Here is a 21,281-nt window from a genome sequence, read left to right as displayed (position 1 = left end):
GAACGCGGCGGCCCTTCGGCGTTTCATGGGCCTCTGCCCGCGGGGTCAGTTCACCCAGTCTTTGAGCGCCTCGGTCTCGAGCGTGATGCCCACGGGATCCGGCAGGTGGAGCGTCTTGCCGTACGGCGCCGTATGAACGTTCTCGTAGCCGGCGCCGTCAGGCTCGCTGTAGACCACCGCCTGGCACTTTTGACGGTCGATCAGCAGGTAGAGCGGAATGCCGGTCTCCGCGTATGCGCGTGCCTTCTCCACACGGTCGCGCCGGTCAGTGTCGGAGTCGTGCGAGGTGACCTCGACGACCATCAGCACGGGGCTGGGATCCGCCCACTCGCCCTGCCCCACGAAGGCCTCACTGGGCGCGAGCGAGCCGTCAGGGCGGGCACGGCCGCCTCGGTAGGGCTGCACCTTCAAGCCCTGGGTGGCATCGAGCCAGAGCTCCGGCCGGTGCTGCATGCAGATACGCGTCAGCCACTGGATGATCCGCCCGTGATCCCCGTCCGGCATGAGCTTGCTCCTGACCTGCCCGTCGATGAGTTCCAGCCGTGCACCTTCTTCCAGGCGGGCGAATATCCGGGCGACCTCTTCGAAGTGCCCGGTGTCCATGACGTGCGGCCGGTCAGCGAGCGCGGTCATGAGGTCTTCTCCTTCTTCTGTCGGCCGGAGCTGGGAACGTAAAAACGACGATAGCCGAGGCCACCGACAGGCACCGCTCGGTCACCTCAGAGAGAGCTGCCACGGTCGCCTGATTGTCAGACCCACCCCCCACACTGAACCCCATGGACATCACGATCAGGCCCGCCCAGCAAGCCGAGTTCGGCCTCGTCGGTGACCTTCTGGTGGAGGTCTATCTGGCCGACGGGCTACTGACCTTCGGGGAGAACGACACGTACGCCGCCGAGCTGCGGAAGGTCGCTCATCGGGCGGAGCACGCCGAGGTGCTGGTGGCGGTGGACACGGCGAGTGGGGCGGTGCTGGGGGCGGTGACTTTTGCCGCGTACGGGAGCCCGTATGCGGAGCTGGCGGGCCCCGGGGAGGGGGAGTTCCGGATGCTGGCGGTGCGGGCCGAGGGACGCGGGCGGGGCATCGGTGAGGCGCTGGTGACGGCGTGTGTGGAGCGGGCCCGCGGGCTGGGGCTGCGGGCGGTGGTGCTCTCCTGTCTGCCGCACCTGCTGCCCGCCCACCGGCTCTACCGCCGCCTGGGATTCGCGCGCGCCCAGGAGCGGGACTGGGATCCGATACCGGATTTCACGCTCTGGGCGTTCACCCGGGAGCCGGCCTGAGCGGCATTTCCGGGCCCTGCAGCGGCCGATGGCCGTTCGCACACCTGTAGGAGTGGTATGAGGTAGCGACACAAGATGTGGGGGTGCATGCGGAGAGCAGCACAAGATGTATGCTCGTGCTCGCTGTCGCCGCAGGGGAATCCGGTGCGAATCCGGGACTGTCCCGCAACGGTGTACGAGCGCGCCCAGGTAGCCGTACGGCCAGCTCACGCGCCCAGGAAGTCCGAGGACCTGCCGACAGCACGCCCGCGCCGCCATCGGTGCGGACGTCGATACGTCCGGGCCCCGAGGGTTGGGCAGGTGGACGCCGCGCGGTGTGCCCGCGCACCCCTGAGCGTCACGGGGTGCGGCATGCCCGCGTGCGCCCGTCGCGCCGCGCCCTCCCGGCCCCCGCCGAGTGAGGGAGAGCATCACGTGACCATCGCGCCAACGGAGCCCGCGTCAGACGCCGAGGTCGTGCAGCCCGCGGTGGCCACACCTGACACCTCCGCCGACGGCACTCCGGGTACCGGCGGGCCGGGCGCCGCCCTGCTGCGCACTCTGACCGAGCTGACCGCGGACCTGACCGCGACCGACCCCGGCAAGGTGGCCGCCGCCGCGCTGCGCGGCCGTCACCCGGGCTCGGACGAGGCCGAGTTGCGCTCGCTGGCCATCGAGGCCGCGGCCGGCCTGATCGGCGACGAGCCGCAGTACTCCAAGCTTGCCGCGCGTCTGCTCACCCTCGCCATCGCGGAGGAGGCCGCCGGCCAGGGCGCCACCGGCTTCGCCGCCTCGGTCGCGACCGGTCACCGCGAGGGCCTGATCGCCGACGGGACCGCGGAGTTCGTACGGACCCACGCGGAGGCGCTGGACGCACTGGTGGCGAAGTCCCTGGCGGACGGCGCCGACGACCGGTTCGGGTACTTCGGGCTGCGCACCCTGCACTCCCGTTACCTCCTGCGGCACCCCACGACCCGTCAGGTCATCGAGACCCCGCAGCACTTCCTGCTCCGGGTCGCCTGCGGCCTCGCCGAGGACCACTCCGCGCGGGCGCTGGCCGATGTCGCAGAGCTGTACCGGCTGACCAGCACGCTCTCCTACCTGCCCTCCTCCCCCACCCTCTTCAACTCCGGCACCCGCCACCCGCAGATGTCCTCCTGCTATCTGCTGGACTCCCCGCTGGACGAGCTGGATTCGATCTACGACCGCTACCACCAGGTGGCGCGGCTGTCCAAGCACGCGGGCGGCATCGGCCTCTCCTACTCCCGCATCCGCGCCCGCGGTTCGCTGATCCGCGGCACCAACGGCCACTCCAACGGCATCGTGCCGTTCCTGCGCACGCTGGACGCCTCGGTCGCGGCGGTCAACCAGGGCGGCCGGCGCAAGGGCGCCGCCTGTGTCTACCTGGAGACCTGGCACGCCGACATCGAGGAGTTCCTGGAGCTGCGCGACAACACCGGCGAGGAGGCCCGCCGTACGCACAACCTGAACATCGCGCACTGGATCCCGGACGAGTTCATGCGCCGGGTGGAGGCGGACGCCGACTGGTCGCTGTTCTCGCCGTCGGATGTGCCGGAGCTGGTGGACCTGTGGGGCGCGGAGTTCGACGCCGCGTACCGCAAGGCCGAGGCCGACGGCCGGGCGCTCAAGCAGATCCCGGCCCGGGTCCTGTACTCGCGGATGATGCGCACCCTGGCGCAGACCGGCAACGGCTGGATGACCTTCAAGGACGCCGCCAACCGCACCGCCAACCAGACCGCCGAGCCCGGCAAGGTCGTGCACTCCTCCAACCTGTGCACGGAGATCCTGGAGGTGACGGACGACGGGGAGACCGCGGTCTGCAACCTGGGATCCGTGAACCTCGCCGCCCATCTCGGTGAGAACGGCGAGATGGACTGGGAGCGGCTGGACGCCACGGTCCGTACGGCCGTCACCTTCCTCGACCGCGTCGTGGACATCAACTTCTACCCGACCGAGCAGGCCGGGGCCTCCAACTCCCGCTGGCGCCCGGTGGGTCTGGGCCTGATGGGCCTGCAGGACGTCTTCTTCCGGCTGCGGCTGCCCTTCGACTCGGCCGAGGCGCAGGATCTGTCGACCCGGATCTCCGAGCGGATCATGCTCGCCGCGTACGAAGCGTCCGCCGATCTCGCCGAGCGGCACGGCCCGCACGCGGCCTGGTCCGCGACCCGCACCGCCCGCGGCGTGCTGCACCCGGACCACTACCCGAACGCCGAGCCCCGCTGGGCGGACCGCTGGGCGGCCCTGCGCAGCCGTATCGCCGCGACCGGAATGCGTAACTCGCTTCTGCTCGCGATCGCGCCGACCGCGACCATCGCCTCCATCGCGGGCGTGTACGAGTGCATCGAGCCGCAGGTCTCCAACCTCTTCAAGCGCGAGACGCTGTCCGGCGAGTTCCTGCAGGTCAACGCCTATCTGATCGAGGAGCTCAAGGCTCTGGGGCTGTGGGACGCGCGGACCCGTGACGCGCTGCGCGAGGCGAACGGCTCGGTGCAGGACGTCGGCTGGATCCCCGAGGAGATCCGGGCGCTGTACCGCACCGCCTGGGAGATCCCGCAGCGCGCGCTGATCGACATGGCCGCGGCCCGTACGCCGTACCTCGACCAGAGCCAGTCGCTGAACCTCTTCATGGCGTCGCCCACCATCGGCAAGCTCAGCTCGATGTACGCCTACGCCTGGAAGCGCGGCATCAAGACCACGTACTACCTGCGCTCCCGTCCGGCGACCCGGATCGCCCAGTCCGCGCGCGCCGCGTCCATTCCCGCCCAGCTGCCGGTGGCCGACCCCGAGGCGGTCGCCTGCTCCCTGGAAAACCCCGAGTCCTGCGAGGCCTGCCAATAATGACCACCGCACCCGAGACGAACGCGGCCGCCGCGCACACGGCCACCACCGGCACCAAGAACCTCCTGGACCCGGGCTTCGAGCTGACGCTGCGCCCCATGCGGTACCCGGACTTCTACGACCGCTACCGCGACGCGATCAAGAACACCTGGACCGTGGAGGAGGTCGACCTCCACTCCGACGTCGCCGACCTCGCCAAGCTCTCGGCCGGCGAGCAGCACATGATCGGCCGGCTGGTGGCCTTCTTCGCGACCGGCGACTCCATCGTCGCGAACAACCTCGTGCTGACGCTGTACAAGCACATCAACTCCCCCGAGGCCCGGCTGTACTTGAGCCGGCAGCTCTTCGAGGAGGCCGTGCACGTCCAGTTCTACCTGACGCTGCTGGACACCTATCTCCCCGACCCGGACGACCGCGCCGCCGCCTTCGCCGCCGTGGAGAACATCCCGTCCATCCGGGAGAAGGCGGGATTCTGCTTCAAGTGGATGGACTCGGTCGAGAGCATCGACCGCCTGGAGTCCAGGGCCGACCGCCGCCGCTTCCTGCTCAATCTGATCTGCTTCGCGGCCTGCATCGAGGGGCTGTTCTTCTACGGCGCGTTCGCCTATGTCTACTGGTTCCGCTCGCGCGGCCTGCTGCACGGCCTGGCGACCGGCACCAACTGGGTGTTCCGCGACGAGACCATGCACATGAACTTCGCGTTCGAGGTCGTGGACACGGTCCGCTCCGAGGAGCCCGATCTCTTCGACGACGAGCTGGAGCAGCAGGTCGTGGACATGCTGAAGGAGGCCGTCGAGGCGGAGCTGCAGTTCGGCCGCGATCTGTGCGGTGAGGGCCTGCCGGGCATGAACACCGCGTCGATGCGCGAGTACCTCCAGTGCGTCGCCGACCAGCGGCTGCAGCGGCTGGGCTTCGCACCCGTATACGGCTCGGAGAATCCGTTCTCCTTCATGGAGCTGCAGAACGTCCAGGAGCTGACCAACTTCTTCGAGCGCCGGGCCTCGGCCTATCAGGTGGCCGTGGAAGGCTCGGTCTCCTTCGACGACGAGTTCTAGCCACCACCGGCCGCCCGCCAAATATGAGCATTCGGTTAGCGGGCGGCCGGAACGGCAACCGGGGCCCGATGCCGCCCCATCTAAGTGGGCATGAGGGGTACGAAGAAGGAGCGTCGCCCGGTGCGTCGCAGGGTCATCGACTATCCGCGCCAGGGGCGGCGGGGGCTGCGCCGCTGGCTGCCGTCATGGCGGCTGGTGCTCAGCACCTTCGGGATCGTCGTCGGAAGCATCGTGGGGCTGTTCCTTCTCGTCTACCTCACTGTCGACATCCCGAACGAGAATGAGCTGGCCGGCCAGGAAGCCTCCATCTATTACTGGGCGGACGGCAGCCAGATGGTCAGCGTGGGCGCCGTCAACCGGCAGAACGTCACCCTCGACAAGGTGCCCGATTCCGTCGAGAACGCGGTGATCGCGGCGGAGAACGCGACCTTCTACAGCGATTCCGGTGTCTCCCTCCAGGGCATTGCCCGCGCCATGGTGAACATGCTCTCCGGCGAGGAGGCACAGGGCGGTTCCACCATCACCCAGCAGTATGTGAAGAACACCTATCTCTCGCAGGACCAGACGGTCACCCGTAAGGCGAAAGAATTCATCATCTCGCTGAAGGTGAACAACCAGAAATCCAAGCGGGAAATTCTGCGCGGCTATCTCAACACCAGCTGGTTCGGCCGGAGTTCGAACGGGATCCAGGCGGCCGCGCACGCCTATTACGGTATCGACGCCGACAAGCTGAACCCGAGCCAGGGAGCGCTGCTGGCCGCCCTGCTGAAGGGGGCGGAGCAGTACGACCCGGCGCTGAGCAAGGCCAATCACGAGCGGGCCGTGGCGCGCTGGAAGTGGATACTCGACCGGCAGGTCGCCACCGGCAAGATGAGCAAGCAGGAGCGGGCCCGGTACACGCGGTTCCCCGAGCCCCGTGCGCCGGCGAAGCCCACCAGCCAGGCCGGTCAGACCGGCTATCTCGTCGATATCGCCAATAAGTTCATCAACAGCAGCACCGGCCTGACCGACAAGGACCTGGCGCGCGGCGGCTATCGCATTCACACCACATTCGACAAAACGCTCACCCACCGCCTGGAAAGCGCGGTCGCCGCCGTCCGTAAGAAGAACATCGATCCGAAGAAGCGGGCGACCGACACCTTTGTGGAATTCGGTGCGGCGTCGGTACGTCCCAAGGACGGGGCGATTGTCGCGCTCTACGGCGGCTCGGACGCGACCAAGCACTTCAGCAACAACGCCGACACCTCGGCCGTCCCGGTGGGATCGGCGTTCAAGCCGTTCGTGCTGGCCACCGCGCTGGAGCAGGAGGCCGAGGAGTGGGGTGCCCAGGCGCGGCCCGGAGACGAGGAGCGCACAACGGAGGATCTGCGCGGGGCCCTGACGACGGCGCAGAACCCGCCCTTCGTGGAGGCCGGGCAGCGTCTCGGGCTGGAGCGGATACGGGATCTCGTGGTGGCCGCGGGGCTGCGCGAGGAGAGCCTGGCGCAGCTGGAGCCGACCTTCCCGCTCGGCACCTCGGCCCCCAGCGCGATACGGATGGCGAGCGCCTACACCACCTTCGGCAACGGCGGGCTGCACGCCGATCCGTACGCGGTGTCCAAGATGACCCTGGACGGCAAGCCGCTCGACGGCTTCGAGCGGCCGGAGCCGGCGCAGGTCCTCTCCCCCGATGTCGCCCGGCAGATGACCGGGGTCCTGGAGGAGCTGGGCTGGCGCGCCATGGGAAGCCCCGACGACCAGGCCACCTTCCAGCCGGTCGCGGCGGGCGTCAGCGAGCCCGGTGACCGGATGAAGTCGGCGTGGTTCATCGGCAGCCCGTCCGGTGTGCCCTTCGCCCACGGGCGCGGGCCGGTGACCGGCGGCTCCCCCACCGGCGACGCGGCGGCCAAGGTCCAGGACAAGGGCCTCGGTGAGCGCGCCGGTGACGGCAACGAGCCGACCACCGCCATCACCATGTTCCGCAACAGGCCGGGCGCGCCCGAGCTGCTGCCGATGAACGGCGTGGGCGGCCCGGACTCCGGGCTGGGCACGGCCATCCCGCCGCAGATCTGGACCGCCTACCGGAAGGCGTCGTCCTGAGGGACCCCGCGGCGCCCGCGAGGTCCGAGCGCCCGGGGGCTCAGTCGTTGGCGACGACGGGGTAGCGCGGCTCCCGCTCGGCCATCTGCTTCAGCGCGTCCTTGCGGTCCCGCTTGGAGAGCCGGTCGATGTAGAGGTAGCCGTAGAGGTGATCGGTCTCGTGCTGGAGGCAGCGCGCGAAGTAGCCGGTGCCCCGGACCGCGATCGGCTCGCCCTTGGCGTCCTGGCCACGCACCACGGCGTAGTCGGGGCGGGCCAGCTCGGCGTACGCACCGGGCACCGACAGGCAGCCCTCGTTGGAGTCGTCCAGCACCCGCCGCCCGGCCGGCAGCTCGTCCAGCACCGGGTTGCAGACCGCGCCGACGTGCCGTACGCCCTCGTCGTCCAGGCAGTCGTAGACGAAGACCTTCAGGTCCACGCCGATCTGGTTCGCGGCCAGCCCCACGCCCTCGGCGGTGCGCTGGCTGGCGAACATGTCATCGATGAGCTGGGCGAGCTCGTCGTCGAACGCGGTGACGTCCTTGCACTCCTTGTGGAGCACGGGGTTGCCGACCACCGTGATCGGCCGCGAGGTGCCGCGCTCGCGGTGCGCGGCCTCGCGCTCCTCGGCGTCCGCCGTGTCGTCGAGGAACTCCTCGTCCACCTGCTGCTCACCGTCTTGATCAAACACCGGCTGCTGGGCCATGTCCGCCGTACGCCTTCCTGAAAACCCTGATAGTCGCCGTACAGCCTACGGGGACGCGGGCAGGAGCTCAGCAGACCTCTTCAAGATCGCGCCATTCCCGGCTGTCCGGGCTGTCGGCGACCCAGCCGTCGAGCAGGCCGCGGACCAGGGCGGCGGGCGCCGCGATGCCGCATTCGCGCTCCGGGACCCACAGGGAGCCCGAGCCCGCGGTGCGGTGCCCCAGCGGCCCCGGGTGGCCCGGTTCGCTGTGGTCGTGCGGGTCCAGATGCTCGCCGTCGCCCTCGTCGCTGGGCATCCGGCTCTCCGAGCACGTACGGCACAGCAGCCGCACCGACGACGACCAGTCCTCGGCGGCGAAGCCCGCATCGGCCGCCAGCCTCTCCAGGGCGTCCCGGTCGGCCTCCGTGGCGGCCTCCAGGAGCACCACCCAGGTGGGGACCGGCGAGGGCGCCCACAGCTCGATCTCGTCGAACACGGGATACGCGGGTCCTGCGGCGGTGGTCCGCTCGCCGTGCGGGACGCCGTCGTGCAGGACGACCTCACCCCAGCGGCGGCCGGAGGACGGCAGCGGGATGGAGAGCACCTCGATACGGGCCGGGTCCAGCCGGCGGCCCCAGACCACCTCGGCCTCGCCCTCCGGGGAGAGCCGGACCGCGGCGCTGCCCAGGGCCATCCCTACCGGCTCACCGGACGGCGAGCCCTCACTGGGGACCTTGAGGCCGTACGCCTGCCAGGCGCGGCGGGCCAGCGGCCAGTCCTGCAGGGCGGTGGCGGCGATACCCACGTTCCACCAGTCGGGCGCCCCGGTCTCGCGGTCCAGCAGGGCCACGGCGCGCAGGCCGGCGGCCCGCGCCTGCTCCCAGTCGTGCCGGAACTTGTGCAGCAGCGCGAGATTGAACCAGGACTCCGAAAGCCACGGCTCCATGTCCGCGGCACGGGTCAGCAGCGCCCCCGCGTCCTCGTAACGGCCGTCGCCGATCAGCGTGAAAGCGCGGTCGGTCGCCTGCCGCCACGAGGCGGAGGGCCGGTGCCGTACCTTGCCGAAGATCCTCACGATTCCCGCCTGCTGGTTGCTCTTGATGCCGCTGGCCAAGGTGTCCCGAGCGGCGCCCGGGGCCTGCTGGGGCCCACTCGACAACCTGCCACAGATTGCTGCCGGGCTCAGCCTGATTGCTGTGGCCCCCTGCGGCTCCTTGCCCTTCGCCGACCCCCTGAATCCCCCTACAGGGGGCTTCCTTCGCATCCAACCATGCCCATCTCGGGGGGCGCTCATTACCCATGGGTTCCACGACGTGAGACGGCCGGAGCCGCTCCCGCTTTCACCGCGCGTGATCCCTTGGGCACCTGACCGTTACCTCACGCCGCCCGCCCGCCGCCAGGACCCGGGCGAGCGCCTCGACGACCCGCGGTTCGTGGTCCTGTGCGGTGGACAGCCGCAGCCGCTCCAGGGCCCGCAGCGGACCGCCGGGGCCCGCGGTCTGCCGGGACAGGTCGTCGTAGGCGTTGACCGTGCGGACGATACGGGCGGTGACCGGCTGGTCGCGGTACGGATCCGCCTGCCGCTCGACGATCACCGCGACCTCCGCGGGCACGCCGGTCTGCCGGACAACGGCGCCGCCCAGCAGCGCGATCCGGCGCTGTTCGGCGGGCGGCAGCGGTGCGGTCGCGCCGGCCGGTACCGGGTCGAGGAGCGAGAGCTGCCCGATGTCGTGCATCAGCGCGGCGTATTCGAGAACGTCCAGGTCCGCTTCGTTCAGGCCCAGTTCGCGGCCCACGGCGCGGCTGAGCGCGGCCACCCTGCGGGCATGGCCGGGCGGGGTGTAGCCGGCGATCTCGGTGGCGCGGGCCAGCGAGGCGATGGTCTGGCGACAGGTGGCCCGTACGGCGGCGAAGCGGCGGAAGGCGAACTGGGTCAGCAGCAGCGGCAGCGCGCAGACGGGCAGCGCCCACAGCCCGGCGACGGCGGTGGTGAGCGAGATGACCACCCCGGTGGCGCAGATGGCCGAGCCGATGCCGAGCAGCGCCCGCAACTCGTCGCGCAGCAGGGGCCCGTAGGGCCAGCCGGTGCGGGCGTGGGCGAGGGCGGCGGCCAGTACCGCCTCGCTCAGCGCGGTGAGCGCCAGCAGCCCGACCAGGAAGAGCGGGTAGAGCCGGCCGTCGGCGCCCCACTGCGCCAACGTGCCGGTGTTGTACAGGGGTTGGAAGCAGGTGGCGGCGAAGCCTGCGGTCAGCACGCGGCGGGCGAGATGGTCGAGCGCATGGCCCCGGCCGAGCGCGAGATGCGGGACGAGCCCGACCAGGACGGCCGCCAGGACGACCGACACGACCTGCGGCACGCCGTGCGAGGTCGGCCGCCCGCCGGCCTCGCCCAGCAGCGCGTACGCGAGCGCACCGGCCGCACCGAGCGGCGCGCTCTCCCGCTCCCCGGGGGCCGGGCCGCCGGGCCCGGTGGCGCGCAGGGGCCCCCGGCGCAGCAGCTCACCGGCCACTATCAGCACCCCGAAGGCCAGCGCGATCCCGGGCTGCGCCAGGCCGTCCCACAGGGTCCGGCCCAGGCTCCAGACGGCAAGGACGGCGGCGGCCGCGTAGACGGCGGCGACGGTGGGGGCGCTCCCCCGGCTGCCGCTGGGCGGACCCCCACCCATGCCCTTGGAGCTGCGGGGGAGGCTCATGGCGCGCCGTTGCGGCCGGGCGCGCCGGGCCGGTGCGCCGTGGGCATGGCTTCGGGCACGTCCGGCCGCGCAGGAGGGACGTTTCCGCTGCGGGGCGGCGCCGCGGCCGCCGCCACACGGCCCGGCTCCGGGTCCGCCGCCGTCACCAGGTCGGGGTGCCAGCCATGGCGCTCCAGCGACGCGGCCAGCGCCGCGACCATCCGCGGGTCGAACTGCGCCCCGGCGCACTTGCGCAGCTCGGCGACCGCGGCCGGGACCGGGCGGGCGCGGCGGTAGGAGCGGGTGGAGGTCATCGCGTCGAAGGCGTCCGCGACCGCCACCACCCGCGCGAACTCGGGGATGTGCTGCCCGGACAGGCCGTACGGATAGCCGCGGCCGTCCAGCCGCTCGTGGTGGTGCAGGATCGCCGCCCGCGCCTCTCCGAGGAAGCCGATGCCGCGGACGATCTCGTGGCCGTACTCGGGGTGCAGCTCGATCACCGCGCGCTCGGCCGGGGTCAGCGGCCCGTCCTTGCGCAACAGCCGGGTGGGGACGCCGAGTTTGCCGACGTCGTGCAGGATCCCGGCGAACCGGAGCACCTCCATCCGGTCCTCCGCCATGCCCAGTTCCCGGGCGATCATCACCGACGCGCGGCCGACCCGCTCGCTGTGGCCGCGGGTGTAGCGGTCCTTGATGTCCACGGCCTGTACCAGGGCGCGGATGGTGGCCTGGTGGGCGGCGCGTTCGCGGTGGTACTGGGCGAAGACCCAGCAGGAGAGGTACATCGGCAGCAGGACCAGCAGCGCCGCCGGCGGTCCGTACGCGCTGCGCCACAGCACCGCCAGCATCAGTCCGGCGAGTCCGTGCACCAGGTGCGGGCCCAGGGAGCGGGTCAGCAGACCGCGCCAGGCGGTGCGCGCCGGGTGCCGCTCGGCGGCGATCAGCACCCCGCCGTCCAGCGCGGCGAGCACCGCGCAGAAGGTGAGGGCGGCGGCCGCGGCCGGAAGCAGGACCAGGGGGAAGGGCGGTACGGACAGCGGGTGATGGCCCAGGGCGCCCATGAGGGTGCGGCAGAGCCAGGAGGCCGCGCAGCAGGCCAGGGCGAGTTCGGCGGCGTGCCAGATCCGGCGGGCGGCCGCCGGGCGGTCCTCCACCGGCGCGATCAGCGCGCCGGGTACGGCGACCAGCGCGGCCAGCGGCGGCGGCAGCAGCAGAGCCCCGGCGAGCAGGACGGGGCTGGCCCAGCCGGACGGGAACGCCGCGGCCACCGTGGGAAGCCCGGCCGTGCCGGGGCCGAGCGGCGCCCGGTCGCCCGTCAAGCCGCCCGTCAGCAGGCAGCGGCGCAGCTGTTCGCACAGTCCGTACAGGGTGGTCAGGGCCAGGGCGCTGGTCCAGGGGGCACTGGCGCCGAGCCGTAAGGCGGGGGCGGCACACAGTGCCGCGGCCAGGGCGACACAGCCGATATACCCTCGCGCGGCCGCCGGAAGTCCCCGCATCGCGCCCTCCTCACGCTCCCCCAGGCTCTGAAGAAGCAGGGGAGACCCCCATGCCGGTGCCGCATCCGCGGTATGCCTGGGTCCGGTGAGAATAGAGGCGGCGGGGCGCCGAAAAAGCCGCTTCAGCGGATCGGGCGGGACGAATCGCCCCGCCCCTCACCCCTTAGGGTGATGTGCCGCGCTATTCGGCGCGCGCGGCCTCTTGGCGTGCATCGGCCGAATCGGCGGTGCCGGACGACGGACCGGACACGCCGGAACCGGGCGCCTTCGAGCCTCCGGCGGCGGAGCCCGCGGCCCGCTCCGCCTGCTCCCGCTCCGCCTGCTCCCGCTCCGCCTGTTCCTGCTTGGCCTGATCGAGCACGCTGACCTCGGGCACGGTCTCCCCTGCCCGGATCAGATCGATCCGGCCCATGACCTTGGAACGCAGGTCGCTGGGGACGTCGTCATGGCCGCAGCAGCGCTTGACCAGCTTCTTGACGGCCTGCTCCAGCCCGTACTTCTCCAGGCACGGCGAGCATTCGTCCAGATGCACCTGGAAGTCCGCGCACTCCCCTGCGGGCATCTCGCGGTCGAGATACTCATAGAGGTGATCAAGGACCTCTGAGCAGTCCTTCTCGTGCGGCTCTCCGCAGCTCATGATCCCGAGCCTTTCCGGTCGTGCGACCCCGACGTCCGCGCGGCCTGCGGATCCGCGGCCGTCGCCCCCGCGGGGACCAGCCCGCGCTCACGGGCGTAATCCTCCAGCATGCCGCGCAGCTGGCGGCGGCCGCGGTGCAGACGGGACATCACCGTGCCGATGGGTGTCCCCATGATGTCCGCGATCTCCTTGTACGCAAAGCCCTCCACGTCCGCCAGATAGACCGCGATACGGAATTCCTCGGGAATCTCCTGGAGCGCGGCCTTGACATCCGAATCGGGCAGGTGGTCCAGCGCCTGCGACTCGGCGGAACGCAGCCCGGTCGACATATGCGACTCGGCCCGCGCCAGCTGCCAGTCCTCGATCTCGTCGGCGGCGCTGCGCTGCGGCTCCCGCTGCTTCTTGCGGTAGGAGTTGATGAACGTGTTGGTCAGGATGCGGTACATCCACGCCTTGAGGTTGGTGCCCTCCCGGAACTGATGGAAGGACCCGTACGCCTTGGCGTAGGTCTCCTGCACCAGATCCTCCGCATCGGCCGGATTGCGCGTCATGCGCAGCGCGGCGGAGTACATCTGGTCCAGGAAGATGAGCGCGTCCCGCTCGAAGCGCGCATTGCGCTCGACGTCACTCTCCCGCCGGCCCGTGGTCTTCTCCTCAGCCGTGCCGTCGGTCCCTGCGTCGGTACCGGTGACCGGACCCACCTCCTCCAACACCGTGACGGATCCGGATGCGGACCCCCTCGAATCGGAGAATAGACGACGATCAGGTGCCGCCGCCGCTCCAGCCATGGCGGGCTGCGCCACCTGCATCTGCGACCACGACAGGTCGGCGGCCGGGCGGGCCGGGCAAGCGATTCCCATGCGGCGGACTCCCAATTCCTCGTGCTGCGTGCGCTGGGTACTTGATCCTTACGACTGGCACAACAGCCGGGCCCCGCGCGTCATTCCCGGGACGGCGGGGATATTTCGCAGGTGGCGGGTTCGTTCGCCGGACCGCCCGTCCCCGTTCTCCGAACCCGCCCTCTTGACAAACCTCCTTGCCGCTTCGGCAATGGAGCAATGAACGGGAACGCGTACGAGCAGGTGCTCACCGAGGTAGGCCCGCGCTTGCGACGGCTGCGGCAGGAGCGGGGCGTGACGCTGGGCGCGCTCTCGGAGGCGACCGGTATTTCGGTGAGCACCCTGTCGCGGCTGGAGTCGGGCGGGCGCAAGGCCACCCTCGAGCTGCTGTTGCCGCTGGCCCAGGCGCATCAGGTGCCGCTGGACGAGCTGGTGGGGGCGCCGGAGGTCGGGGATCCGCGGGTGCGGGCGGTGCCGCAGCGGCGGGGGCACCTGACCGTGGTGCCGCTGACCCGCCAGCCGGGGGCGCTGCAGGCGTTCAAGATGGTCATGGATCCGCTGGAGGGGGTGCCCGAGCAGCGTACGCATGAGGGGTACGAGTGGCTGTATGTGCTGTCGGGGCGGCTGCGGCTGCTGCTCGCCGACCGGGATGTGGAGCTGCGGGCCGGCGAGGCCGCGGAGTTCGATACGCGGCTGCCGCACTGGTTCGGGCCCGCGGGCGCCGAGCCGGTGGAACTGCTCAGCCTCTTCGGGCGGCAGGGCGAGCGGATGCACGTCCGCGCCCGTCCGCGCGGCCGCGCCGAATGAGCGCCGCGGCCGGTCCCGGGGCCCCGCGGCCCCGCTCAGCCGAACATCCCCGCCAGCCACCCGGTCACCGCATCGGTGATCACAGCCATCGACTCCGCCTCGCCGACCCCCGCCTTCTTCGGCACCGCGAACCCGTGGTCCGCGTACGACACCTCGGTGATCTCCGTGCCGGGCGGGAACTCCTCGGGCCGGCCGAACGGGTCGCGGCCGCCCTGGACGACCAGCGTCGGCACCCCGGCGCCGGTCAGCTCCTCGGCGCGGGACTTCTCCGGCCTGCCGGGCGGGTGCAGCGGAAAACTGAGGGCCAGTACGGCGTGCGCGCCCAGTTCGCGGGCCGTACGGCAGGCCACCCGGGCGCCGGCGCTGCGGCCGCCCGCCACCACCGGCAGCCCCGGCTTCTCCAGGGCGGGCCACAGCGCCGTCCACCCGGCATCCAGGGTTTTCGGTGCGGGTGCCAGCTTCTTCCCGGCCACCCGCCACGGCTGCTCGACCAGCGCCACGGTGTAGCCCCGGGCCGGCAGCGCGGCGGCCAGGGCACGCAGGTCGCGGGCCTCGATGCCGCCGCCCGCGCCATGGCTGACGGCCACCACGGCCCGCGCCGGTTCCACATCGCGAAACCAGGTGATGCGGGCGTCGCCCACCGGGGTCGTGACGGTCTCGCTCTCGTTCGCCCTCGTGCTCATGGGTCCATCCTGCCCCGCGCGGGCGCCCGGCTCAGAACAGCGTGCCGACCTCCGGGGCGGCGAGTTCCTGGAGCAGTTCGGGACCGTTGTTGCGGACGTTGCTGACCTCCGTCGGGACGGGATAGGCCCGCATCAGGCCGGCCGGCGGCGGGGTCAGCAGTCCGCGCAGGTCATCGGGGTCCGTACGGGCCGGGTCGAGCCAGGCGTCCCAGCGGTCCGGGGACAGGACCAGCGGCATACGGGGGTGGATGTCGGCCAGCGACTGCGGGCCCTCGCCGCCGTCGGCGCCGGCCAGCGGCGTGGTCTCCGCCTCGGTGGTGACGACCGTGCAGGTCACCCACCAGGCCTGGGGGTGGTCCGGGGGCAGCGTCCCGTCCCGCCAGAACTCGTACAGCCCGGCCATCGCCATCACGGAGCCGTCGGCGGGCGTCACGAAATACGGCTGCTTACGGCTCCGCTTCTTCTTGCCCTGCTCCTCCAGCCGGCGTTCCGCGGCGGCGGTGACCCACTCGAAGTAGCCGTCACCGGGGAGCAGGCACCGGCGGGCGCCGAAGGCCCGCTTGAAGGACGGCTTCTCGTGCACCGTCTCGGCCCGCGCGTTGATCATCTTCGCGGCGGCCTCGGGTGATTTCGACCACGACGGGACCAGGCCCCATTTCAGCGTCCGCAGCTGGCGCACCGGTCCGGGCGGGAAGGCGGCCGCCGCCTCGCCCTTGAGGGGACGTTCGAGCACCACGGGGACGTTGGCGGTCGGGGCGACGTTCCAACTGGGGGCCAGGGTCTCCTCCCGTTCCCACTGCTGGACACCGAGGAGGCCCACCAGATCCTCGGGCTTACGACTGGCTGCATACCTACCGCACATGCATGCCACACTGCCATGCCACACGAAGGGGAGACATGGATACCGACCACATCACGGACGTCTGGAGCCGCGTTTTCGGGGTCCAGCCGGATCCGTCCCTCTGGCTGGTGATCGTCACCGGGGTGCTGGCGCTCGGCGCCGTGGTCCCGGGCACCGCCTGGCGGCTGTCGCGGAACGCCGTGACCATCGCGCACGAGGGCGGGCACGGGCTGGTCGCCCTGCTCACCGGCCGCCGTCTGCAGGGCATCCGGCTGCACTCGGACACCTCGGGGCTGACCGTCTCCCGTGGCAAGCCGACCGGGCTCGGCATGGTGCTGACCGCCGCGGCCGGCTACACGGCCCCGTCCCTGCTGGGCCTGGCGGGCGCCGCGCTGCTGGCCGCGGGGCACATCACAGCGCTGCTGTGGGGCGCCACCGCGCTGCTGATCGCCATGCTGGTCATGATCCGTAACGCGTACGGCGTACTCACCGTGGTGCTGGCCGGTGCCGCCTTCCTGCTCGTCTCCTGGCTGACGGCGCCGGACGTCCAGGCGGCGTTCGCGTACGCGGTGGTGTGGTTCCTGCTGCTGGGCGGCGTCCGGCCGCCGTTCGAGATCATGGGCAAGCGGCGCAGGGCCGGCGGCGCCGCGGACTCCGACCCCGACCAGCTGGCGCGGCTGACCAACGTCCCGGCGGCGGTCTGGCTCGGCCTCTTCCATGTGGTGACGCTGTGCTCCCTGATAGGCGGCGGGCGCTGGCTTCTCGGCCTCTGAGCTCGCGCCCGCGCCCCCGTAATTCCGCCCTTCCGACGTCCGAGGGCACTACCAGCGCCATGTTTCGTCGGGGTTGCGCCAGTTTTGATCAAGATCGGGACTCTTGCCCAGCCATTAAAGTAAGGGCATGACCGACAGCCCCGCACTCCCCGCCCTGTGGCCCGCCCCCCTCGCGCCCGGGGCCGTCGATGCAACCGTCACCGTGCCCGGCTCCAAATCGGTCACCAACCGCGGCCTGATCCTGGCCGCCCTGTCCTCCGAGCCCGGCTGGCTGCGCCGCCCGCTGCGCTCGCGCGACACCCTCCTGATGGCCGAGGCCCTGCGCACCCTGGGCGTCGGCATCGAGGAGACCGCCTCCTCCAGCTCCGCCGGTTCCGCGGGCGCCGATGCGCTGCCCGGCGGCGGCGAGGCCTGGCGGATCATCCCGGCGGGCCTGCACGGCCCGGCCACCGTGGACGTCGGCAATGCCGGAACGGTCATGCGCTTCCTGCCGCCGGTCGCCGCGCTGGCCGACGGCCCGGTCCGCTTCGACGGCGACCCCCGCTCCTACGAGCGCCCGCTCGGCGGCGTCATCGACGCGCTGCGCACCCTGGGCGCCCGGATCGACGACGACAACCGCGGCGCGCTCCCGATGACGGTCTTCGGCGGCGGCGCCCTGGACGGCGGCCCGGTCGAGATCGACGCGTCCTCCTCGTCCCAGTTCGTCAGCGCCCTGCTGCTGTCCGCGCCGCGCTTCAACCAGGGCGTCGAGGTCCGCCACGTAGGGGCCGCGCTGCCCTCCATGCCGCACATCCGGATGACCGTCGACATGCTGCGCAGCGTCGGCGCCCAGGTGGACACCCCCGAGGCGGGCGGCGAGGCGAACGTCTGGCGGGTCACCCCCGGCGCGCTGCTCGGCCGCGATCTGGTCGTCGAGCCGGACCTCTCCAACGCCCAGCCGTTCCTGGCCGCGGCGCTGGTCACCGGCGGCCGGGTCACCATCCCGGACTGGCCCGAGCACACCACCCAGCCCGGTGACGCGCTGCGCGAGATCTTCACCGCCATGGGCGGCTCCTGCGAGCTGACCGACCACGGTCTGACGTTCACCGGCAGCGGCAGCATCCACGGCCTCGACGTCGACCTGAGCGAGGTCGGCGAGCTGACCCCGGGCATCGCCGCCGTCGCGGCCCTGGCCGACTCCCCCTCCACGCTGCGCGGCGTGGCGCACCTGCGGCTGCACGAGACCGACCGGCTGGCCGCGCTCACCAAGGAGCTCAACGAACTCGGCGGCGATGTCACCGAGACCGCCGACGGCCTGCACATCCGGCCGCGCCCCCTGCACGGCGGGATCTTCCACACCTACGACGACCACCGCCTGGCGACCGCCGCGGCAATCATCGGCCTGGCCGTCGAGGGCGTGGAGGTGGAGAACGTCGCCACCACGGGCAAGACCCTGCCGGACTTCCCCGCGATGTGGACGGACATGCTCGACCCGGCGGCCGTCCCCGCCCGGAGAGCCTGAGGGGTACGGCCGCCATGCGCCGCTACGGCAAGAACCCCGATGAGGACGACATCCGCGTCCGTCCCAACCCCAAGGGCAACCGCCCCCGTTCGAACATTCGCCCCAAGCATCTGGACGCCGGCGAAGGCCTGGTCCTGACCGTCGACCGCGGCCGGCTGACCTGCCTGATCGAGGGCCGTACGGTCACCGCCATGAAGGCCCGCGAGCTGGGCCGCAAGAGCGCGGTGGTCGGCGACCGGGTCGCGGTCGTGGGCGATCTGACGGGCGCCAAGGACACCCTCGCCCGGATCGTCCGGGTCGAGCCGCGTACCTCGACGCTGCGCCGCACGGCCGACGACGACGACCCCTACGAGCGGGTCGTGGTCGCCAACGCCGACCAGCTCGCGATCGTCACCGCCCTCGCCGACCCGGAACCGCGCCCCCGGCTCATAGACCGCTGTCTGGTCGCCGCCTACGACGCGGGCCTCGACCCGCTGCTGGTGCTGACCAAGTCCGATCTGGCCTCCGCCGACGACCTCCTGGAGTCCTACGGCGCGCTCGGCGTCCCGTACGTGGTCACCAACCGCGACGAGCTCACCGACGGCAGCGCCGCCGAACGCGTCCGGGAACAGCTGACGGGCCGTATGACGGCGTTCGTCGGGCACTCCGGCGTGGGCAAGACGACGCTGGTCAACGCCCTGGTCCCGGAGCGCCGCCGGGCCACCGGGCACGTCAACGCGGTCACCGGCCGCGGCCGGCACACCACCACCTCCGCGCTGGCGCTGCCGCTGCCGGACGACGCGGGCTGGGTCATCGACACCCCGGGCGTACGGTCCTTCGGGCTGCACCACATCGACCCGTCGCGGGTCATCCTTGCCTTCCCCGACCTGGAGCCGGGTACCGAAGGCTGCCCGCGCGCCTGCAGCCATGACGAGCAGGACTGTGCGCTGGACCGGTGGGTCACCGACGGGCACGCCGATCCGGCCCGCCTCTATTCGCTGCGCCGGCTGCTCGCCACCCGGGAGCGACGCGAGGGCGACTGATCGTGCGAATGGGCTGCCACCCGTCCGAGGTAACTGCATAATCGCTGCACGGCACGCGAAGCGGTCACCGACCCGACGGAGGCAATGGGACATGGCGTGGCTGCTGGTGGTGGTGGCGGGGCTCCTGGAGACGGGCTTCGCCGTCTGCCTCAAGCTCTCCCACGGTTTCACCCGCCTCTTCCCCACCATCGCCTTCGCCGCGTTCGCGCTGGCCAGCTTCGGGCTGCTGACCCTGGCGCTGCGCAAGCTCGACGTCGGCCCGGCATACGCGGTGTGGACGGGCATCGGCGCGGCCGGTACCGCGATCTACGGCATGGTCTTCCTGGGCGACCTGGTCTCCACCCTCAAGCTGGTCTCCATCAGCCTGGTCATCGTCGGCGTCATCGGGCTGCAGCTGTCGGGCTCGGCCCACTGAGGCCGCTCACCCGCACCTGAAAACCGCTCACCCGCCCCGCACCCCGGTGAACGCGCCCCGTACGAGCCGTGACACCGCATCGGGCCCGGCCCGGTCCGGCTTCCCCGCCGGGGCGACGACGCAGGACAGCGCCAGCCGCGCCGCGGTCTCGCAGGCGGCACCGAGGGCGGGCAGCTCCTCCTCGGGCCAGTCCGGCTCCAGGGCGGCGACGGCCCGGTCGCGGAAGCGGCCGACCAGTTCGGCGGGCTCCGGCCGCGGCGGGGCGGGCAGCCGGTCGCCCCAGCATCCCGTCAGTGCGGCCCTGACCAGGGGATTGGCGCGTGCGGTACGCACCGTCCAGGCGGCCGCGGCCACCACCCGGCCCGCCGCGTCGCCCCCCGTTCCGGCAGCGGGGGGCCGCCTGGTCAGCGCCCGCTCGACCCCGGCCAGATAGTTGTCGGTCTCCCGCCGTACGAGGGCGCGGGCCAGTCCCTCCTTGGTGCCGAATTCGTTGTAGAGGGTCTGCCGGGAGACCCCGGCCGCGGCCGCGACATCCACCATCCGGACGTCCGCCCAGTTCCGCCGCGTCAGCGCCGTATATGCGGCATCCAGCAAGCATTCACGCGCTGCGGGCATCCGTCGCCTCCCCGGCCGTCGGCCCAAAAGGCCGCTGTGCGCACAGAATTGACGGGGCACCAGGGGCTGTCAAGGGTCGCCGCACGGGCCGTCACCGCGCTTTTCGCGAGCCGCCGCGCCGCGCTCACACGGCCAGTGGAATGACCCGGTACGGCGGGCCGGGCATGGCCGGGTGACTCCTGCGTATACCTGTAGATACTGTTCGCACATGCCCGACTATCACGATGATCTCCGCCTCGGCCATGTCCTCGCGGACGCCGCGGACGCCGCCACCATGGAGCGGTTCAAGGCTCTCGACCTCAAGGTCGAGACCAAACCGGACATGACGCCCGTGAGCGAGGCGGACAAGTCCGCCGAGGAGCTGATCCGTGGTCATCTCCAGCGGGCCCGGCCGCGCGATGCGGTGCTCGGCGAGGAATTCGGCAGCGAGGGCGCCGGCCCCCGCCGCTGGATCATCGACCCGATCGACGGCACGAAGAACTACGTCCGCGGGGTCCCGGTGTGGGCCACGCTGATCGCCCTGATGGAGCGCGGCGAAGGCGGCGACCGCCCGGTGGTCGGCATCGTCTCCGCCCCGGCCCTCAACCGCCGCTGGTGGGCCGCCGAAGGCCTGGGTGCCTTTACGGGCCGCAGCCTGACCTCCGCCACCCGGCTGCGTGTCTCAGAGGTCGGCCGCATCCAGGACGCGTCGTTCGCGTACTCCTCGCTGACCGGCTGGGAGGAGCGCGGCAAGCTGCCCGGGTTCCTCGATCTGAGCCGGGACTGCTGGCGCACCCGGGGCTACGGCGACTTCTGGCCGTACATGATGATCGCCGAGGGCTCGGTGGACATCTGCGCCGAGCCGGAGCTGTCGCTGTGGGACATGGCGGCCTGTGCGGTGGTCGTCCAGGAGGCGGGCGGCCGGTTCACCGGTCTGGACGGAAAGCCGGGCCCACACAGCGGGAATGCCGCGGCCTCCAACGGCCTGCTGCACGAGGACCTGCTGACCTATATCGGCGACGCGCGCCACTGACCTGCGAAGGGGCGAGTGTTCGGACATCCGTCCAACACTTGCCCCTTGTTGC

19 protein-coding genes, 1 pseudogene and 1 riboswitch are annotated in these 21,281 nt (G+C 71.7%); of the genes and pseudogenes, 10 read left to right on the top strand and 10 right to left on the bottom strand.

Annotated elements, in window-relative coordinates; translation table 11 throughout:
• Positions 1–45 precede the first annotated feature (45 nt).
• Positions 46–633 carry a Uma2 family endonuclease gene (locus tag ACZ4S3_RS09260; protein ID WP_467928872.1) on the bottom strand — a complete coding sequence of 196 codons (588 nt, stop codon included), beginning with the start codon at positions 631–633 and terminating at the stop codon, positions 46–48.
• Between the two features lie 143 nt (positions 634–776).
• On the opposite strand from ACZ4S3_RS09260, the gene ACZ4S3_RS09255 reads away from it, so the two are divergent.
• The 4 genes from ACZ4S3_RS09255 to ACZ4S3_RS09240 all read left to right on the top strand — a co-directional run bounded on the left by ACZ4S3_RS09255 (position 777) and on the right by ACZ4S3_RS09240 (position 7,252).
• Positions 777–1,280 carry a GNAT family N-acetyltransferase gene (locus ACZ4S3_RS09255; RefSeq protein ID WP_467928868.1) on the top strand — a complete coding sequence of 168 codons (504 nt, stop codon included), beginning with the start codon at positions 777–779 and terminating at the stop codon, positions 1,278–1,280.
• Positions 1,281–1,386: 106 nt separating this feature from the next.
• Positions 1,387–1,533, top strand: a riboswitch (cobalamin riboswitch).
• Between the two features lie 161 nt (positions 1,534–1,694).
• Positions 1,695–4,118, top strand: a complete 2,424-nt coding sequence (locus ACZ4S3_RS09250) for a ribonucleoside-diphosphate reductase subunit alpha (RefSeq protein ID WP_467928864.1) — start codon at positions 1,695–1,697, stop codon at positions 4,116–4,118.
• Positions 4,118–5,173 (top strand): ribonucleotide-diphosphate reductase subunit beta, encoded by a 1,056-nt coding sequence (locus ACZ4S3_RS09245; protein WP_467928859.1) that lies wholly within the window; start codon positions 4,118–4,120, stop codon positions 5,171–5,173. Before ACZ4S3_RS09250 ends, ACZ4S3_RS09245 begins: the two co-directional genes overlap by 1 nt.
• A 90-nt stretch (positions 5,174–5,263) precedes the next feature.
• Positions 5,264–7,252: a transglycosylase domain-containing protein gene (locus tag ACZ4S3_RS09240; protein ID WP_467928855.1), complete on the top strand. Its 1,989-nt coding sequence runs from the start codon at positions 5,264–5,266 to the stop codon at positions 7,250–7,252.
• A gap of 40 nt (positions 7,253–7,292) precedes the next feature.
• Here the strand turns inward: ACZ4S3_RS09240 and def are convergent, their stop codons facing one another.
• The 6 genes and pseudogenes from def to ACZ4S3_RS09210 all read right to left on the bottom strand — a co-directional run bounded on the left by def (position 7,293) and on the right by ACZ4S3_RS09210 (position 13,422).
• Positions 7,293–7,937 carry a peptide deformylase gene (gene def / locus ACZ4S3_RS09235; protein WP_467928850.1) on the bottom strand — a complete coding sequence of 215 codons (645 nt, stop codon included), beginning with the start codon at positions 7,935–7,937 and terminating at the stop codon, positions 7,293–7,295.
• 67 nt (positions 7,938–8,004) lie between these two features.
• On the bottom strand, positions 8,005–8,991 hold the full coding sequence (locus tag ACZ4S3_RS09230; protein ID WP_467929708.1) for a tetratricopeptide repeat protein: 987 nt from the start codon (positions 8,989–8,991) through the stop codon (positions 8,005–8,007).
• Positions 8,992–9,256: 265 nt separating this feature from the next.
• Positions 9,257–10,582, bottom strand: a complete 1,326-nt coding sequence (locus ACZ4S3_RS09225) for an HD-GYP domain-containing protein (protein WP_467929705.1) — start codon at positions 10,580–10,582, stop codon at positions 9,257–9,259.
• 23 nt (positions 10,583–10,605) lie between these two features.
• Entirely contained in the window at positions 10,606–12,084 is a 1,479-nt protein-coding gene (locus ACZ4S3_RS09220) for an HD-GYP domain-containing protein (RefSeq protein WP_467928848.1), read from the bottom strand.
• A gap of 331 nt (positions 12,085–12,415) precedes the next feature.
• Positions 12,416–12,721 (bottom strand): annotated as a pseudogene (gene rsrA, locus ACZ4S3_RS09215) (mycothiol system anti-sigma-R factor); the annotation flags it as partial.
• Positions 12,718–13,422 (bottom strand): sigma-70 family RNA polymerase sigma factor, encoded by a 705-nt coding sequence (locus tag ACZ4S3_RS09210; protein WP_467929700.1) that lies wholly within the window; start codon positions 13,420–13,422, stop codon positions 12,718–12,720. The gene ACZ4S3_RS09210 and the pseudogene rsrA, both read right to left, overlap by 4 nt.
• A gap of 357 nt (positions 13,423–13,779) precedes the next feature.
• Between ACZ4S3_RS09210 and ACZ4S3_RS09205 the strand changes: the two genes are divergently transcribed.
• Entirely contained in the window at positions 13,780–14,367 is a 588-nt protein-coding gene (locus tag ACZ4S3_RS09205; protein WP_467928846.1) for a helix-turn-helix domain-containing protein, read from the top strand.
• Between the two features lie 35 nt (positions 14,368–14,402).
• On the opposite strand, the gene ACZ4S3_RS09200 is transcribed toward ACZ4S3_RS09205, so the two are convergent.
• Positions 14,403–15,050 carry an alpha/beta hydrolase family protein gene (locus ACZ4S3_RS09200; protein WP_467928843.1) on the bottom strand — a complete coding sequence of 216 codons (648 nt, stop codon included), beginning with the start codon at positions 15,048–15,050 and terminating at the stop codon, positions 14,403–14,405.
• A gap of 31 nt (positions 15,051–15,081) precedes the next feature.
• A complete protein-coding gene (locus ACZ4S3_RS09195; protein ID WP_467928839.1) occupies positions 15,082–15,912 on the bottom strand; it encodes an SOS response-associated peptidase in 831 nt (276 codons plus the stop codon).
• A gap of 35 nt (positions 15,913–15,947) precedes the next feature.
• Here ACZ4S3_RS09195 and ACZ4S3_RS09190 point away from each other — a divergent pair, with 35 nt between their 5' ends.
• The 4 genes from ACZ4S3_RS09190 to ACZ4S3_RS09175 all read left to right on the top strand — a co-directional run bounded on the left by ACZ4S3_RS09190 (position 15,948) and on the right by ACZ4S3_RS09175 (position 19,602).
• A complete protein-coding gene (locus ACZ4S3_RS09190; RefSeq protein ID WP_467928838.1) occupies positions 15,948–16,664 on the top strand; it encodes a M50 family metallopeptidase in 717 nt (238 codons plus the stop codon).
• A gap of 127 nt (positions 16,665–16,791) precedes the next feature.
• Positions 16,792–18,165, top strand: a complete 1,374-nt coding sequence (gene aroA, locus ACZ4S3_RS09185; RefSeq protein WP_467928835.1) for a 3-phosphoshikimate 1-carboxyvinyltransferase — start codon at positions 16,792–16,794, stop codon at positions 18,163–18,165.
• Positions 18,166–18,179: 14 nt separating this feature from the next.
• Positions 18,180–19,187, top strand: coding sequence for a ribosome small subunit-dependent GTPase A (gene rsgA / locus ACZ4S3_RS09180; protein ID WP_467928831.1), 1,008 nt, complete (start codon positions 18,180–18,182; stop codon positions 19,185–19,187).
• Between the two features lie 91 nt (positions 19,188–19,278).
• The gene (locus tag ACZ4S3_RS09175; protein ID WP_467928829.1) at positions 19,279–19,602 is read left to right on the top strand and encodes a DMT family transporter; all 324 of its coding nucleotides are present in this window, start codon (positions 19,279–19,281) and stop codon (positions 19,600–19,602) included.
• Positions 19,603–19,629: 27 nt separating this feature from the next.
• On the opposite strand, the gene ACZ4S3_RS09170 is transcribed toward ACZ4S3_RS09175, so the two are convergent.
• The gene (locus tag ACZ4S3_RS09170; protein ID WP_467928826.1) at positions 19,630–20,217 is read right to left on the bottom strand and encodes a TetR/AcrR family transcriptional regulator; all 588 of its coding nucleotides are present in this window, start codon (positions 20,215–20,217) and stop codon (positions 19,630–19,632) included.
• Between the two features lie 208 nt (positions 20,218–20,425).
• Here ACZ4S3_RS09170 and hisN point away from each other — a divergent pair, with 208 nt between their 5' ends.
• Positions 20,426–21,229 carry a histidinol-phosphatase gene (gene hisN / locus ACZ4S3_RS09165; protein WP_467928822.1) on the top strand — a complete coding sequence of 268 codons (804 nt, stop codon included), beginning with the start codon at positions 20,426–20,428 and terminating at the stop codon, positions 21,227–21,229.
• Positions 21,230–21,281: the final 52 nt, after the last annotated feature.

The sequence above is a fragment of the Streptomyces sp. NPDC028368 genome, assembly GCF_055565615.1.
Note: the sequence above shows the minus strand (reverse complement) of the source record. Positions and strands in the feature narration are given on the sequence as shown.